Origin of the sequence: Desulfovibrio piger, from assembly GCF_900116045.1 — a bacterium.
GTDB lineage: Bacteria > Desulfobacterota > Desulfovibrionia > Desulfovibrionales > Desulfovibrionaceae > Desulfovibrio > Desulfovibrio piger_A.
The window spans coordinates 2,371,974-2,387,431 of sequence record NZ_LT630450.1 but is presented as its reverse complement, the minus strand read 5'-3'; the positions used below and the strand labels follow the sequence as shown (position 1 = coordinate 2,387,431).

The 15,458-nt window shown below is 68.1% G+C and carries 10 protein-coding genes; 7 read left to right on the top strand and 3 right to left on the bottom strand.

Annotated elements, in window-relative coordinates; translation table 11 throughout:
* Positions 1 to 178 precede the first annotated feature (178 nt).
* The 3 genes from DESPIGER_RS10605 to rpsB form a co-directional block, all read right to left on the bottom strand.
* Positions 179 to 1,792, bottom strand: a complete 1,614-nt coding sequence (locus tag DESPIGER_RS10605) for a TerC family protein (RefSeq protein ID WP_072336597.1) — start codon at positions 1,790 to 1,792, stop codon at positions 179 to 181.
* A gap of 188 nt (positions 1,793 to 1,980) precedes the next feature.
* Positions 1,981 to 2,835 carry a translation elongation factor Ts gene (gene tsf / locus DESPIGER_RS10600; protein WP_072336594.1) on the bottom strand — a complete coding sequence of 285 codons (855 nt, stop codon included), beginning with the start codon at positions 2,833 to 2,835 and terminating at the stop codon, positions 1,981 to 1,983.
* A gap of 238 nt (positions 2,836 to 3,073) precedes the next feature.
* Positions 3,074 to 3,835 (bottom strand): 30S ribosomal protein S2, encoded by a 762-nt coding sequence (gene rpsB / locus DESPIGER_RS10595; protein ID WP_072336591.1) that lies wholly within the window; start codon positions 3,833 to 3,835, stop codon positions 3,074 to 3,076.
* Between the two features lie 1,407 nt (positions 3,836 to 5,242).
* On the opposite strand from rpsB, the gene DESPIGER_RS10590 reads away from it, so the two are divergent.
* The 7 genes from DESPIGER_RS10590 (at position 5,243) to DESPIGER_RS10560 (ending at position 15,390) form a co-directional block, all read left to right on the top strand.
* Positions 5,243 to 8,158 carry an insulinase family protein gene (locus DESPIGER_RS10590; RefSeq protein ID WP_072336588.1) on the top strand — a complete coding sequence of 972 codons (2,916 nt, stop codon included), beginning with the start codon at positions 5,243 to 5,245 and terminating at the stop codon, positions 8,156 to 8,158.
* Between the two features lie 493 nt (positions 8,159 to 8,651).
* A complete protein-coding gene (gene cbiR, locus DESPIGER_RS10585) occupies positions 8,652 to 9,458 on the top strand; it encodes a cobamide remodeling phosphodiesterase CbiR (RefSeq protein ID WP_072336585.1) in 807 nt (268 codons plus the stop codon).
* A gap of 7 nt (positions 9,459 to 9,465) precedes the next feature.
* The gene (locus tag DESPIGER_RS10580) at positions 9,466 to 10,545 is read left to right on the top strand and encodes a DHH family phosphoesterase (protein ID WP_072336583.1); all 1,080 of its coding nucleotides are present in this window, start codon (positions 9,466 to 9,468) and stop codon (positions 10,543 to 10,545) included.
* A 516-nt stretch (positions 10,546 to 11,061) separates the two neighbouring features.
* Entirely contained in the window at positions 11,062 to 11,859 is a 798-nt protein-coding gene (locus tag DESPIGER_RS10575) for a 2-amino-3,7-dideoxy-D-threo-hept-6-ulosonate synthase (protein WP_072336580.1), read from the top strand.
* Position 11,860: 1 nt separating this feature from the next.
* Complete coding sequence (locus DESPIGER_RS10570; RefSeq protein ID WP_072336576.1) at positions 11,861 to 12,844, top strand: 3-dehydroquinate synthase II family protein; 984 nt, start codon at positions 11,861 to 11,863, stop codon at positions 12,842 to 12,844.
* Position 12,845: 1 nt separating this feature from the next.
* A complete protein-coding gene (gene pheA / locus DESPIGER_RS10565; protein WP_072336572.1) occupies positions 12,846 to 14,027 on the top strand; it encodes a prephenate dehydratase in 1,182 nt (393 codons plus the stop codon).
* The gene (locus tag DESPIGER_RS10560; RefSeq protein WP_072336569.1) at positions 14,020 to 15,390 is read left to right on the top strand and encodes a 3-phosphoshikimate 1-carboxyvinyltransferase; all 1,371 of its coding nucleotides are present in this window, start codon (positions 14,020 to 14,022) and stop codon (positions 15,388 to 15,390) included. Before pheA ends, DESPIGER_RS10560 begins: the two co-directional genes overlap by 8 nt.
* The last annotated feature ends 68 nt before the right edge of the window (positions 15,391 to 15,458 follow it).

Below are 15,458 nucleotides of genomic sequence, written 5' to 3'. Positions count from 1 at the left end.
CGCCGGAAGCAAGGAAGAGGGGAAAGGAGGAGAACCTGATCCCTTGCTTCCGGTCGATCCTGCTGTCCCGGCGGGGCATGCTCCCATCCCCGGCGTCCTGCCGCGGCCCGGGACACACGGGCCGGCCGGCATGCCCTCTTTCCGGGCACCGGCGGCAGACGCCGCCCCGCCGGGACAGCTAATGTTCCAGACGGCGGACCAGCACCTCGTCGATGCGGTTGCCGTCCATCTTCACGATCTTCATCCGCCAGCCCTGGATGCGCACCCGCTCGCCTTCGTGCGGGATGTGGCCCAGGGCCTCCAGCAGCAGCCCCGCCAGCGTGGCCGAGGAACTGCGCGGCGGCAAATGGATGCCCAGCCAGGAGGTCACGGCATCCACGGTCAGGCGGCCGGGCATGAGCCACGAGCCGTCAGGCTGGCGGCAGGCTTCGGGCCCGGCGGGCATGTCGCCCATCTGGCCCGCCAGCACGCTCACCAGATCCGTGGGCGTGATGCAGCCCACCACGCTGCCGTATTCGTCACGCACGAAGGCCAGGGGCGTGGGCTCCTCACGGAACGCTTCCAGCATCTCCGTCAGGGACGCGTGCTCGAACACCGTCGGCGCGGAGCGCAGCAGGGGCCGCACGCTCCAGGCCCGCCCGCTGCCGTCGTCCTGCGGGGCCGCCGCACCGGGATGCTCCGTGCCCGTCACGGGCCCCCGGGGCGTCACGGCCGCCAGGTCCCCGGTATGGATCACGCCCAGCACTTCGTCCCTGTCCGGGTCCAGCACCGGCAGCCAGGGCGAAAGGCTCTCGCTGGCGAAGCGGCAGGCCGTGGCATAATCGGCATCGCTGTCCAGCCAGCGCACCCGGTGGCGCGGGGTCATGATGAAGCGGGCCGTGCGGCCGCTCAGGCGGATGACGCGGGCCACCATGTCGCGCTCTTCCGGCTCGAACAGGGGCTGGGCGTCGCTCTCGCTGGCCAGGGCCGCGGCGTCGCGCCGCGCTTCTTCCTCGCCGGGGCGCCCGCCGCCCAGCAGGCCCAGCACGGCCATGGCCATGGATTCACGCATGTCGCGCATGCTGATGCGCTTGCGGCGGTTGCGCAGGGCCACCTGGTTGCAGATCTCCACCAGCACCGAAAAACAGATGGCCGCGTAAAGATAGCCCTTGGGGATGTGGTAGCCCAGGCCGTCCATGAGCAGGCTCAGGCCGATCATCATCAAAAAGCCCAGGCAGAGGATGATGACCGTGGGGTGACGCTCCACAAAGCTGGTCAGCGGCGCGGCGGCCATGACCATGACCAGCATGGCCGCGATGACGGCCAGCATCATCACCGGGATATGGTCCACCATGCCCACCGAGGTGATGATGGAATCCAGCGAGAACACGGCATCCAGCACCACGATCTGGACGATGACCTGCCAGAAGCCCGAGCGTGTGGGCGCCGAGGAATATTCGGCCATGCCGCCTTCCAGGCGTTCGTGCAGTTCCATGGTCCCCTTGAGCAGCAAAAAGATGCCGCCGCCCATGAGGATGAAGTCCCTCCAGGAAAAAGCCTTGCCGAAGATCGTGACCAGGGGCTCGGTCAGACTGACGATCCAGGCGATGGCGGAAAGCAGCACCAGGCGCATGGCGAGCGCGAGGCCGAGGCCGGTGAAGAAGGCCCGGCGGCGCTGCTCCTGCGTGGACAGGCGCGAGGTGAGGATGGAGATGAAAACGAGGTTGTCGATGCCCAGCACGACCTCGAGCACGATCAGGGTGCCCAGTCCGGCCCAGGCCGAGGGATCGGCGATCCACGAGAAATCCCACATGGGAGCTTTCCGCCTCCTTGCGGCAGTGATGCTGACGTGATGTCCGGCCCTCCCGCTCCGCTGCGGAGCGCCGGACAGGATGGAAACAGCGTACGGCAGCGTCCGTCAGGAAAGCGTCGGCATATGCGGAAAAGGGCCAAAAAAAAGGAGGGGCCGGGGCCCCTCCTCGGATCATCGGAACGGACAGCTTATTCAGCGGCCAGCTGGATGCGGCTGAAGCCGGCGACCTTGATGTCGCCGCCCACGGCCTTGGCCACTTCGCGCACCACTTCGGTCATGTTCTTCTTGTCGTCGCGGATGTAGGGCTGTTCCATCAGGCAGACTTCCTTCTGGAACTTCTTCACGGCGCCCTCGGCGATCTTTTCCACGATCTGTTCGGGCTTGCCTTCTTCGCGGGCCTTCTGGCGGTAGACTTCACGCTCGCGTTCCATGGCGGCGGCATCCAGGCTGGCGCCGTCCAGGGCCATGGGATTGGTGGCGGCCACCTGCATGGCCACGTTCTTGGCCAGTTCCTGCACTTCGGGCTTGGCGGCGGTAGCGGCGCTGTCGCACACCAGGTCCACCAGCACGCCGATCTTGCGGTTGGCGTGGATGTACTGGCCGATCACCTCGTTGTCTTCACGGCTGTGACGGGTGAAGTTGCCGAGCTGCATGTTTTCGCCCACGGAGGCGATGAGCTGGGTCACGTCTTCGCCCACCAGGCCCTTCAGGGCTTCGGCGTCGGCGGGGTTGCTGTCCAGCACGCTCTGGGCCACCTTGGCGGCCAGGGCTTCGAACTGTTCGCCGCGGGCCACGAAGTCGGTCTCGCACAGCAGGGCGGACATGGCCACGGTCTTGCCGTCAGCGCTCACGGCGGCCATCACCAGGCCTTCGCTGGTGGCACGGCCGGACTTCTTGGCGGCCTTGGCCATGCCCTTCTGGCGCAGCCAGTCCACGGCCTTTTCCAGGTCGCCCTCCACTTCCACCAGGGCTTTCTTGCAGTCCATCATGCCGGCGCCGGTCTTTTCGCGCAGTTCCTTCACCATAGCGGCGGAAATAGCCATTGTATTCTCCTGTGTATCCGGCCTGGGCCGGAGCAAGATTCCAAAAAAATCGCGCAGTGCGCAGGGTGGCGGCACAGCCCGAAAGCCGCGCCGCCACCTTTGAAGCATGGGGGCCCGGAGCCTTGCCGCTCCGGTTCCTGCGTCGCCCGCCACGGGGCATCCCCGTCCGGGCGCGGACATCAGCGGGGCCGATGTCCGGGGCAACAGCGTTGCCCGGGGCCAGAAGACCGTACCGGCGCTATTCGGCGGCGGCTTCGGTCTCGGCGGCCTTCTGCATGGCCTCTTCGGCGTTGGCTTCCACGGCGGCGCCGTCCTTCATCTGGGCTTCGCCTTCCTGGCAGGCTTCGGAGAAAGCCGTCACGAACAGCTTGATGGCGCGGATGGCGTCATCGTTGCCGGGGATGATGTAGTCGATGACATCGGGGTCGCAGTTGGTGTCGGTCACGGCCACGATCGGGATGCCCAGCTTGCGGCATTCCTTCACGGCGATGTCTTCGCGATGGGGGTCGATGATGAAAGCCAGCTGGGGCAGGCGATCCATGTTCTTGATGCCGCCCAGGGTCTGTTCCAGCTTCTGCATCTCGCGTTCCAGCAGCAGGATCTCCTTCTTCTGGTAGCGGTTGATGCTGCCGTCGGCGAACATGCCTTCCAGCTTCTTCAGGCGTTCCACGCTCTTCTGGATGGTGACGAAGTTGGTCAGGGTGCCGCCCATCCAGCGGTTGGTCACATAGTACTGGTTGGCCTTGGTGGCTTCGGTGGCCACGGCTTCCTGGGCCTGGCGCTTGGTACCGATGAACAACACCTTGCCGCCCTTGGCCACGGTGTCGACCACCTTGTCATAGGCCACGCGGAACAGCTTCACGGTCTGCTGCAGGTCGATGATATGGATGCCGTTGCGGGCGCCGAAGATGTACGGACGCATCTTGGGGTTCCAACGACGGGTCTGGTGACCGAAATGCACGCCGGTTTCCAGCATCTGCTTCATGCTGACGTAAGCCATTTTCCAATCCTCCAAAAGGGTTGTGATCTTCCACACCGGCCCAGACCCTGCAACCCGGCCTGCCGCCGCCCCGGCCCCATGACCGGAAGGCAACGAAAAATGCGCCGTAGCGCATTGCCGGGCACCCCGGGCCGCTGCCGGAGTGTGCTTCGATGAACGAGCTTCCATAGACCAAAAGCCCGCAAATGGCAAGCCCCGGGAGGCAGGGAGGCGCTCCTTTCCCGGCGGGCGGGGCCGCTGCGGCCGTCGCGGCCGTCCGGCTGCGGGCGCAGGGACCGGGCCGGAGAGGCGGCGGGATGCCCGGCTCCTGCCCGGCGCCCGTGGCGGGCATTTCTCCTGACACGGCAAAAAGCGTTCGCCTGATGCGTCTGGAAGCCCCGGCGGCGTTGCCCCCAAAAGCTCCCGCCATGGGGAGTCCGGGCGCCCGGAAGATGCGGAGCCCCATATCCGGCAAAAAAAGAAAGGCTCCCCAAAGCGGGGAGCCTGACCGGGGAAGACTGCGGCGTTGCCTGCCGGCGCTTGAAGGCGACATGGCAGGGGCTGCTGCCGTTCCGTGGCCGTACCGGTAGCGGAGCCGTGACGCGGCGCGTGGCCGGGTCCGATGTTCTCCGCTAGCGGGAAATCTTTCGGGGGTCACCGGCAGCCCCTCAAAGGGGGGCGGGGCTGCCGGGGTGTATCAGGAGGAGGAAGGTCGGCATGTTCCCGGCCAGCTCCGAAGGAGGGACGAGCCGGCCGGGGAGGGACTTTTTCAGGAGGAGGAAGGTTGCTGTTTTCAGTCCCGGCCGGTCCTGGGGGGGGACAGGGCCGACCGGAGGAAGGAGGTCTCAGAAGAAGCGGAGGATGTTCGTTTCAGGATCGAAGGAGGTCCGTCAGGCTGTCCACGCTACCGCGGTCTGTCGCGGGCCGAGGCAGCAGAGAGGCCATGCGGCTGCCGCGGTAGCGCGGACGGTAAGAAAGTTGCTGTGTTCCATGACGGACCTCCATAAAGGAAGAAGATGGTATGGCATGTATATCTGTTCGGCGCTGTCCCCGTATGGGTGGCGGACCGGAGGGCCCGTCCTGGACGATGCCGTTGTTGTACGGGATACAGCAATCGCCGTGCCAAAATGTATTTTTATAATAAAAACAAACTATTATAAAAACTTGCCTTCAAAAGGCTTTTTCTTTTATCCGGCACCTGTACAGAAATTGAACACTTTTCCCCGCCATTCCGGCAGGTTGTAAAAAAATTGGACGCTTTGCCCCGTAACGGGCGGCCCGTGTGCTTTTTTTATACAGTCCGCGGCCGCCGTCACGGCAAAGGCTCCTGCGCCGGGGCACCAGCACGCTCTTTGCAAAGCGGCAGGCTCCATAGTATAGCCGAACCATATGAATCTTACCAACGAACCTTCCCTGAAAGGATCCCTCATGAACAGTCATGGTTTCGAACTCGTCACCGAGCGCCGCCTGCACGAAGTGGGCGGTACGACCCGGCTCTGGAAACACGGCGTCACCGGCGCACAGCTGCTCTCCGTCAGCAATGCCGACGAGAACAAGTGCTTCGGCGTGAGCTTCCGCACCCCGCCCACGGACTCCACGGGCGTGGCCCACATCCTGGAGCATTCCGTGCTCTGCGGCTCGGACAAATATCCGGTCAAGGAACCCTTCGTGGAGCTGCTCAAGGGCTCGCTCCAGACCTTCCTCAACGCCTTCACCTTCCCGGACAAGACCTGCTACCCCGTGGCCAGCGCCAACCTGCAGGACTTCTACAACCTCATCGACGTCTACATCGACGCGGTCTTCCATCCCCGCATCAGCGAGGACATCTTCCGTCAGGAAGGCTGGCACGTGGAGGCCGGGGACACCAAGGGCCCCTGGACCTACAAGGGCGTGGTCTACAACGAGATGAAGGGCGCCTATTCCTCCCCCGATTCCGTGCTGGCCGAGCAGAGCCAGCAGGCCGTCTTCCCGGACATGCTCTACAGCCTGGACTCCGGCGGCAACCCGGAAGCCATCCCGGACCTGACCTACGAGGCCTTCCGCGATTTCCACAGCCGCTACTATCATCCCTCCAACGCGCGTTTCTTCTTCTGGGGCGATGACCCGGAAGAAAAGCGCCTGGCGATCGTGGCCGAGGCCCTGCAGGGCTACACCGCCCGCACGGTGGATTCCGCCGTGCCCCTGCAGCCCCGCCGCGACACGCCCCGGCAGGTGGAAGTGCCCTACGCCGCCACCGACGGCCAGAAAACGGCCCTGTTCACGGTCAACTGGCTGCTGGGCGAACGCGGCGACGTGCATCAGGCCCTGCTCATGGAGATGCTGGAACACATCCTCGAAGGCCTGCCGGGCTCGCCCCTGCGCAAGGCCCTCATCAGCTCCGGCCTGGGCGAGGACACCACCGGCTGCGGCCTGGAGACCGACCTGCGCCAGATGTACTACTCCACCGGTCTCAAGGGCGTGGATCCGCGCAAGGTGCAGGACGCCGAGATGCTCATCTTCGAGACCCTCGCCGCCCTTGCCGAGGACGGCATCGACCCCGCCGCCGTGGAGGCCGCCGTCAACAGCGTGGAATTCGCCTACCGCGAAAACAATTCCGGCCGCTTCCCGCGCGGGCTCTCGGCCATGATCCAGGCCCTGTCCACCTGGCTCTATGACGGCGATCCGCTGGCCCCGCTGGCCTGGGAAGGCCCCCTGGCCCGCATCAAGGCCCGTCTGGCCGCCGGGGAGAAGGTCTTCGAGAACGCCATCCGCGACCACTTCCTCAACAACGAACACCGCGCCACCGTGGTGCTGCTGCCCGACGCCCGTCTGGCCAAGGCCCGCGAGGAGCGCGAGGCCGCCCGCCTGGCCGCCGTGCACGCGGCCTGCTCCGACGCCGAACGGCAGGAGCTAGTGGAGGCCACCCGCCGTCTGCAGGCCGCCCAGTCCGCCCCGGACAGCCCCGAGGCCCTGGCCACCATCCCCAGCCTGGGCATGGATGCCCTGCCCCTGCGCAACACGCCCGTGCCCTGCGTGCGGGAGGCCCTGAGCGGCGGCCAGACCTGGCTGGCCCACGACCTGCCCACCAGCGGCATCGCCTATACGGCCCTGCTCCTGCCCCTGAACGCTGTCCCGGCCCGTCTGGAGCCCCTGCTGCCGCTCTTTGCCCGCAGCCTCACCGAAGTGGGCACCGCCCGCCGCGACTTCAGCGAGCTGGGCGCGCGCATGGCCGCCAAGACCGGCGGCGTGGGCGCCGATCCCCTGCTGGCCACCACCCGCGGGGAACGCGGCCTGGTCAAATACCTGAGCGTGGCCGGCAAGGCCGTCTACGACAAGGTGCCCGACCTGTTCGACATCTTCCGCGAGATCCTGCTGGAGCCCCTGACCGACCGCGCCGTGCGCCTGGAGCGCCTGCGCCAGATGCTGCTGGAGGACAAGGCCCGTCTGGAACACGGTCTGGTGGCGGCCGGTCATTCGGCCGTGGGCTCCCGCCTGCGCGCCCACTTCACGCCCTCCGGCCTGCTGGCCGAGCGTCTGTCGGGCATCAGCCAGCTCATGGCCGTGCGCGGGCACCTGCAGCGCCTGGACAGCGATCCCGACAGCCTGCTGGCCGAGCTGGACGAGCTGCGCCGCCTCATCGTGGCCAGCCCCGACGTGCTGGTGGACTGCACGGCCGAGACCGCCGGCCTGGATGCCGTGCAGCGGCAGGCCGCCGGCCTGCTGGCCGCCCTGCCCGCCGGCCGTGACGCGGCCCCGGCCCTGCCGCCCTTCAGCGACGCCCTGCCCGCCGCCGAGGCCTTCCTGGCCCCGGCCCAGATCAACTACGTGGGCAAGGCGGCCAACCTCTACGACCTGGGCTACACCTACCACGGTTCGGCCAGCGTCATCCTGCGTTACATGCGCATGGGCTATCTGTGGGAGCATGTGCGCGTGCGCGGCGGTGCGTACGGCGCCTTCTGCACGCTGGACCGCATGGGCGGCACCCTGGTCTGCGCCTCCTACCGTGACCCCAACGTGGACGACACCCTGACCGCCTATGACCGGATGGCCGACTACCTGCGCTCCTTCCGTCCCGACAGGGAGCAGCTCACCAGCGCCATCGTGGGCGCCATCGGCGACCTGGACAGCTACCTGCTGCCCGACGCCCGCGGCGCGCAGGCCCTGGCCCGCCATCTGGCCGGGGACGACGAGGACGCCCGCCAGCAGATGCGTGACGAGATCCTCGGCACCACGGCCCGGCACTTCCGCGACTTCGCCGACGTGCTGGCCGAGGCAGCCCGCCACGGTGTGACCTGCGTGCTGGGCGGTGCCCGGACCCGCGCCGCTGCCGAGGCCCACGGCTGGCAGATGCAGGAACTGCTGTAGTCCCGGCCCTGAGGTCTGGATGCGTACATGACGGCTTGGGGGCGGGGAGGTTCCTGCACGGGCAGGGGCCTCCCCGTCCCGCCATGTCCGCTCCCTCCCGCCCCTTTTCCCCGGCGGTGGCAAGGGCCCTCCCGGACGCCGCCCCGCTCTTCTCCCGCAGGGCAGGGGACCCGCCGGAACAGGGCCCCTGCCCTGCCCCGCAAAAACGGGAACAGCCTGCGGCCCGGCCAAAGACGGCTTGCCGTATTGCCTTTTCCCTCTGGAATATCTACTTTTTCAGGGCAGCCTTCGGACAGGCCCCGTACGGGCACACCCCGCCCGCTGGCCGCCTTCCCGTGCTGCTGCCGTGCCTTCCGCCCCCCCGGGGACGGGACGTCCTGCCGGTCCCCGGCATCCCCGGGCCCTGCGGCATCCTTCCGGGCAACGGCGCCCCTGCCCCGCGTCCGGGAGGCCCCTCGGGGACCTTCCCCGCACCTGCTCCCAAGGAGGCTCCATGAAGCAGACCCCCGGCCCCGTCATCGGCGCCCCTTCCTTCGTCCTGCCCGCCAATGTGGCCGACAATGCCCGCTTCCTGGCCGGGCGCGTCGACGAGGTGGCCCTGTGCCTTTTCGAGGCCCGCTCCTGCCTGGACTACGGCGAGGACGACCTGCCCCCCGCGCTGGCGGACCTGCCCCTGAGCTGGCATGTGCACCTGCCCGTGGACCTGCCCTGGCCGCGCAAGAAGGATGCCGATGCCGTGCGCGTGGCCGTGGAACTGGCCCTGCGCGTCTTCGACAGGGTGGCCCGGCTCAGGCCCTGGGCCGCCGTGCTCCACGCGCCCAAGGGCAGCCCCGTGCTGCAGCGTTTCATCCTGCGGCAGGCCGCCGCCTGCTGGCAGCGCCGCAGCAGTATCCCCCTGCTGCTGGAGAACACCGACATCTGCGACATCGCCGGCCTGGGGCGCGGCTTCCCGGCCGAACACGGCCTGGGCTTCTGTCTGGACGTCGGCCATCTCATGGGCTATGCTCAGAACGCACTTTGGGCATCCCCTCTGCCCGAGACGGCGGCCCTGGTCCACTGGAGCGCCCCCGGCACCCGGGACCAGCATCTGGCCCTGCACCGGTTCACGCCCTCCCAGCGGCATCTGGCACGGCAACTGGCCGGCCGTCTGCCCCCTGCCTGCCGTCATCTGCTGGAGATCTTCCGCTGGCAGGGGGTCGAGGAATCCCTGCCCCTTCTGCGCGACCTGCTGGCCAGCCAGCCGGATACCGTGTCCCCCGGCTGCCCGCACGGCCCCCACAACGCCAAAACAGCGGAGTAAAGCGGTCATGACCAATCCCTATGTAGCGCAGATGCGACAGTGGCGGCAGACACTGACCAAGGATCAGCGCTGGGCCATCCTCATCGCGGCGGACCCTGATGCCCTGGCTTCGGCACTGGCCCTCAAGCGCATCATGGCGCATCGTGTGCGCGGTGTGGACATCTTCCGCATCAACGAGGTCACCCGGCCCGACAACCTGGCCATGATCCGCTACCTGCGCATCCCGGCCAAGCTCTGGCAGCCCGAAAAGGCCGACCTCTACACCAATTTCGCCATGGTGGATTCCCAGCCCCACCACAACCCGGCCTTCCAGGGCATCCCCTTCGATCTCATCATCGACCATCATCCCCTCACCGCGGGCCAGCTGCCGCAGGCGCCCTACTGCGACATCCGCCCCGGCTTCGGTGCCACCAGCACCATGATGACCCGCTACCTCCAGGGCCTGCGCATCAAGCCCGGGCCGCTGCTCTCCACGGCGCTGCTCTACGGCATCCGCACGGATACCGCCACCTTCGAACGCTCCGGCGGCGAGGAGGACCTGCGCGCCTACCAGTGGCTCATCAAGCACGCCGACGCCACCCTGCTGCGCCGCATCATCCGCAGCGAATACCTGCGCGCCTGGCTGCCCCTTTTCTCGCGCGCCTTCCGCTCCCTGCGCGACTGCCGGGGCGGGGCCATGGTCTGGCTCAACGAGGTGGACAGCGCCGACCTGCTGGTGGCCGTGGCGGACTTCTTCACCCGCGTGCACGGCCTCAAGTGGATCGCCGTCTGCGGCGTGGTGGACAAGACCGTGGTGGTCATCTTCCGCGGCGACGGCAGCCGCGACATCGGCCGTCTGGCCGACGCCTGCTTCTACGACGTGGGCTCCGCCGGCGGCCACCGCAACCTGGGCCGCGCGGAGTTCCCCCTGTCGGCCATCCCGGCGGGCACCAAGCCCGCGGAGTTCATCTTCCAGCGCCTGCACAGCCGCAAGCTGCGCCCGGTCACGGCCAGCGCCGCGCCCCTGGCCGAAGATGCCGGCCAGCAGGCCGTGCACAGCGAGACGCTGGAACCCGCGCCCATGCAGGCCCTGGCCCACGGGGCCTGAGCAGGACCACATACCGGCGATGAAAGCGGATGAGGGCAGATGACGTGCGCGTCAGCTGCCCTTTCTTTCTGCGCCGGCGCCGCCCCCGCAGGGCCGTCCCGTACCGCCGCGGGAGGCCCTTCCCCCCTACCCGCGCATGGCTTCCTATGCGGCGATCTTATGGAACACTATGGAATAACAGGGAAAAACGGGAAGGCAGGCCGTGTCCTCCCGCTATTTTCCGGCGGGAGGCATTTTTTTCACGAGCGACTCTTGACAAGCCCCGGGCTGCGGCGTAGCTTTCTTGGAAACTGTTGGAGTTTTGAAGATGTCCCGTTTCGTTCCTGCCACCTCCTGCTACGCTGCCACCGGCTTTTGCTTTAGCTGGTTTTATTTTGCGTACTTTAGCGGAGCCTGTGGTCAGGAGCTTTGCTGACATCTTCCGTCAGAGAGTTTCGGGGCCGCAGGCATAAGCCGGCGGCCCTTTTTTTGTACCCAGTGCCGCCGGAACGGCTCCATTCCTAAAGGAGAGATCCCATGTACCTTGGCAAACAGGTTCGTCTGGAACGCATCATCAATCGGGAAACCGGCCGCACCATCATCGTCCCCATGGACCACGGCGTGACCATCGGCGCCGTCGACGGCCTCATCGACATGCGCGAGACCGTCAACGACATGGCCCTGGGCGGTGCCGATGCCGTACTCATGCACAAGGGGCTGGTCCGCTGCTCGCACCGCAACGCCGGCAAGGACGTGGGCCTCATCGTCCACCTGTCCGCCTCCACCATGCTCTCGCCCCAGGGCAACACCAAGACCCTGGTGGGCACCGTGGAAGAAGGCATCAAGCACGGCGCCGACTGCGTCTCCGTGCATGTGAACCTGGGCGATCCCAACGAACGCCTGATGCTGGCCGACCTGGGCCGCGTGGCCGCCGCCTGTGACGACTGGCACATGCCCCTGCTGGCCATGATGTACGCCCGCGGCCCGGCCATCAAGAACGGCTACGCTCCCGACGTGGTGGCCCACTGTGCCCGCGTGGGCGTGGAACTGGGCGCGGACATCGTCAAGGTGCCCTACACCGGCGACATGGAGAGCTTCGCCGACGTGGTCTCTTCCTGCTGCGTGCCCGTGGTCATCGCCGGCGGTGAACGCATGGAATCCACCCGCGACGTGCTCCAGATGGTGCATGACGCCATCAAGGCCGGCGGCGCGGGCATCTCCATGGGCCGCAACGTGTTCCAGCATCCCAACCGCATCCAGCTCGTGCGTGCCCTGCGCGCCATCGTGCATGAGAACGCCACGGTGGAAGAAGCCCTGGCCATCGTGGGGGAATAGCATGGCCCGCATCTATTACCGTTGCGAACCGTTCAGCAAGGCCGACGTGACCCTGGCCCTGGAATCCGGTGTGGACGGGGTCATCGTGCCCCGCGCCCGGGTGGAGAACGTGGCCGCCCTTTCCCGCTGCACCGTCTGGGCCTGCGAGGACGTGGCCAGCGTGCCGCTGAACGCCAAGGCCGACGAGGAGGCCCTGCTGGCCCGCCTCAAGGCCGGTGAGACCGCCTGCCTGGCCCGGGGCTGGGAGATCATCCCCGTGGAGAACCTGCTGGCCCAGGCCGACAACGTGCTGGCCGAGGCGGGCAGCCTGGAAGAGGCCCGTCTGGCCGCCGGCATCCTGGAGCGCGGCGTGGACGGCATCGTGGTCCTGCCCGAGGCCCTGGCCGACCTCAAGGCCATCGTGGCCCAGTGCAAGATCTCCCAGGGACGCGAGGAACTGCAGAAAGCCGTCATCACCCGCGTGGAGCCCGTGGGCCTGGGGCACCGCGTCTGCGCCGACACCCTTTCCCTGCTCAAGCGCGGCCAGGGCATGCTGGTGGGCAATTCCAGCGCCTTCACCTTCCTTGTCCATGCCGAGACCGAACATAATGAATATGTGGCCGCCCGTCCCTTCAGGGTCAATGCCGGGGCCGTGCATGCCTATGTCCGCCTGCCCCATGACAAGACCTGCTATCTGGGCGAGCTGGCCGCGGGGCAGGAAGTGCTCATCGTGGGCGCCGACGGCCAGACCAGCATGACCACGGTGGGCCGGGTCAAGATCGAGGTGCGCCCCATGCTGCTGGTGGAAGCCGAGGCCGAGACCCCCGAAGGCCCCAAGCGCGGCGCCGTGTTCCTGCAGAACGCCGAGACCATCCGCCTGACCGCCCCGGACGGCACGCCCCTGAGCGTGGTCAGCCTCAAGCCCGGCGACACGGTGCTCTGCCGTCTGGATCAGGCAGGCCGCCACTTCGGCATGCGCATCCAGGAAGAGATCCGCGAGGTGTAGCATGGCCGACGCGCATTCCCCCTCCGACGCCCCCCGGCGCCTGGCCGCCATCCGCGGCGAGATCGACAGCGTGGACCAGGAACTGCTGGCCCTGTTCAACCGCCGCGCCGCCCTGAGCCTGGAAGTGGGCCGCATCAAGGCCGGTGATCCCGGCATCGTGTTCAAGCCCCTGCGCGAGCGCGAAGTGCTGGACGGCCTGGCCCGCAGGAACGGCGGCCCCCTGCCCGAAGACCACCTGCGTGCCATCTGGCGCGAGATCTTCTCCTCGTCGCGCGCCCTGCAACGCCCGCAGAACGTGGCCTATCTGGGCCCGGAAGGCACCTTCTCCTATTTTGCCGGTGTGGAATATCTGGGCCATGCCGCCAGTTTCCACCCCTGCAACGACCTGCCGCAGGTCTTCGCCGACGTGCATTCCGGCCGCTGCGAGCTGGGCGTGGTGCCGCTGGAGAACTCCCTGCAGGGCACCGTGGGCGTCAGCTTCGACCTGTTCCTCAAGTATGACGTGCACATCCAGGCCGAGCTCTTCTCGCCCATCTCGCACTGCCTGCTGAGCCACGCCGCCAGCCTGGCCGAGATCACCACGGTCTACTCGCATCCCCAGCCCCTGGCCCAGTGCGGCGGCTGGCTGCGCAGCCATCTGCCCCAGGCCGGCCTCATCCCCGTGGAGTCCACGGCCGCCGCGGCCCGCATGGCCGCCGCCACCCCGCAGTCCGCGGCCATCGGCAACGGCAAGCTGGCCGACATGACCGGCCTTTCCATCCTGGCCCGCCGCATCGAGGACGAGCCCGGCAACTGGACGCGCTTCGTCATCATCGGTCCCAGGCCCGTGGGCCAGCTGGACAAGCTGCCGCGCACCACGCCCGTGCCCGGCCATACCGGCGCGGACAAGACCTCCATGCTCTTCACCCTGCCGGACAAGTCCGGTGCGCTCTCCGGCGTGCTCTCCCTGCTGGCCGAGCACAAGATCAACATGCGCAAGCTGGAGTCCCGCCCCCTGCGCGGCCAGTGCTGGAAGTATGTCTTCTTCACGGACGTGGAATGCGACCTGACCGCCCCCCAGTATGAGGACCTGCTCCAGAAGCTGGCCGAGACCTGCACCAGTTTCCGTATCCTGGGCAGCTACGCCACCGGCCCGCAGCTGGACCGCATCGGCCTGGACGACGTGGAGGACGGCCATGCCTAGCCCCCATACCGCCTGCGTGCGGGCCCCGGCCTCCAAATCCATCTCGCACCGCTACTGCATCGGCGCGGCCCTGGCCCGCGGCAGCTCCGAGCTGCACCATGTGCTGGACAGCCGCGACCTGGAATGCACCCGCGCCATCCTCTGCGCCGCCGGTGCCCGCATGGAGCCGCTGCCCGGCGAGAAAGGCGGCTGGCGCGTCACCGGCATGGACGGCCGTCCTAGGGGCGGCACGGACACGCCCCTGAGCTGCGACGTGCACGAATCCGGCACCACCTGCCGCCTGCTGACCGCCGTGCTGGCCGCCGGTCACGGCCTGTTCCGCATCCACGGCGCGCCGCGCATGCACGAACGGCCCATCGACGAGCTGACCCGCGCCCTGGAGGCCCTGGGCACGGAGGTGCGCTTCGAGCAGCGTCCCGACTGTCCGCCCCTGCTGCTGCGGGCCGCGGGCCTGGATCCCGCCCGCAACGGCGGCCGCGTGCGCCTGGGCATGGATGCCTCCAGCCAGTATTTCTCCGGCCTGCTGCTGGCAGCGCCGCTGGCCCCGGCCCCCCTGTGTGTGGAGCTGGGCGGGCAAAAGGCCGTGTCCTGGCCCTATGTGGGCCTGACCCTGCATTGCCTGGAAGATTTCGGCATCCGCTTCCGCGTGGAGACCCGCGAACCCGGCGGTCCGTGGCAGGCCCTGCCCGACGGCGGCTGGCGCGCCCTGCGCACCGCCCGCCCCGACGGCCTGCGCATCACCGTGCGGCCCGGCACCTACCGGGCGGGCAGCTATCAGGTGGAGGGCGACTGGTCCGGGGCCTCCTACCTGCTGGCCGCCGGGGCCCTGGGCAAACGCCCCGTGCGCGTGGACGGCCTGCGGGCCGATTCCCTGCAGGGCGACCGCGCCATGCTGGACATCCTGCGCGCCATGGGCGCCCGCGCCGAGGTGGAAGGCACCTCCATCACCGTGCATCCTTCGGCCCTGCACGGCGTGGATGTGGACATGGGCCACTGCCCGGATCTGGTGCCCACGGTGGCCGTGCTGGCCGCCTTTGCCCAGGGGCCCACCCGGGTGCGCAACGTGGCCCATCTGCGCATCAAGGAATCCGACCGCATCACCGCCCCGGCCACCGAGCTGGCCCGCCTGGGCGTGCGCGTGGACGAGCATGACGACGGCCTGACCGTCCACGGCCTGGGTCCCGACGGCCCGGCCTGGGACGAGGCCGCGCGCTTCTCGGCCCACAATGACCACCGCATCGCCATGTCCCTGGCCCTGCTGGGCCTGCCCCACGGCAAGCGCATGGACGCCCTGCTGGACGATCCGCTGGTGGTGCGCAAGTCCTTCCCCACTTTCTGGAAGGTCTGGGAGCAACTGCTGTGAGCCAGGACGACACGCCGACGCCGCCCCTCACGGCCGCGGACGCCGCGGCCTCCCTGCGGGGCCGCGCC

What these genes read in the sequence shown, in the direction of transcription:
- tsf (WP_072336594.1), bottom strand. Translation starts at nt 2,835, where the DNA reads ATGGCTATTTCCGCCGCTATGGTGAAGGAACTGCGCGAAAAGACCGGC.
- pheA (WP_072336572.1), top strand. Translation starts at nt 12,846, where the DNA reads ATGGCCGACGCGCATTCCCCCTCCGACGCCCCCCGGCGCCTGGCCGCC.
- rpsB (WP_072336591.1), bottom strand. Translation starts at nt 3,835, where the DNA reads ATGGCTTACGTCAGCATGAAGCAGATGCTGGAAACCGGCGTGCATTTC.
- DESPIGER_RS10590 (WP_072336588.1), top strand. Translation starts at nt 5,243, where the DNA reads ATGAACAGTCATGGTTTCGAACTCGTCACCGAGCGCCGCCTGCACGAA.
- DESPIGER_RS10570 (WP_072336576.1), top strand. Translation starts at nt 11,861, where the DNA reads ATGGCCCGCATCTATTACCGTTGCGAACCGTTCAGCAAGGCCGACGTG.
- DESPIGER_RS10605 (WP_072336597.1), bottom strand. Translation starts at nt 1,792, where the DNA reads ATGTGGGATTTCTCGTGGATCGCCGATCCCTCGGCCTGGGCCGGACTG.
- cbiR (WP_072336585.1), top strand. Translation starts at nt 8,652, where the DNA reads ATGAAGCAGACCCCCGGCCCCGTCATCGGCGCCCCTTCCTTCGTCCTG.
- DESPIGER_RS10560 (WP_072336569.1), top strand. Translation starts at nt 14,020, where the DNA reads ATGCCTAGCCCCCATACCGCCTGCGTGCGGGCCCCGGCCTCCAAATCC.
- DESPIGER_RS10575 (WP_072336580.1), top strand. Translation starts at nt 11,062, where the DNA reads ATGTACCTTGGCAAACAGGTTCGTCTGGAACGCATCATCAATCGGGAA.
- DESPIGER_RS10580 (WP_072336583.1), top strand. Translation starts at nt 9,466, where the DNA reads ATGACCAATCCCTATGTAGCGCAGATGCGACAGTGGCGGCAGACACTG.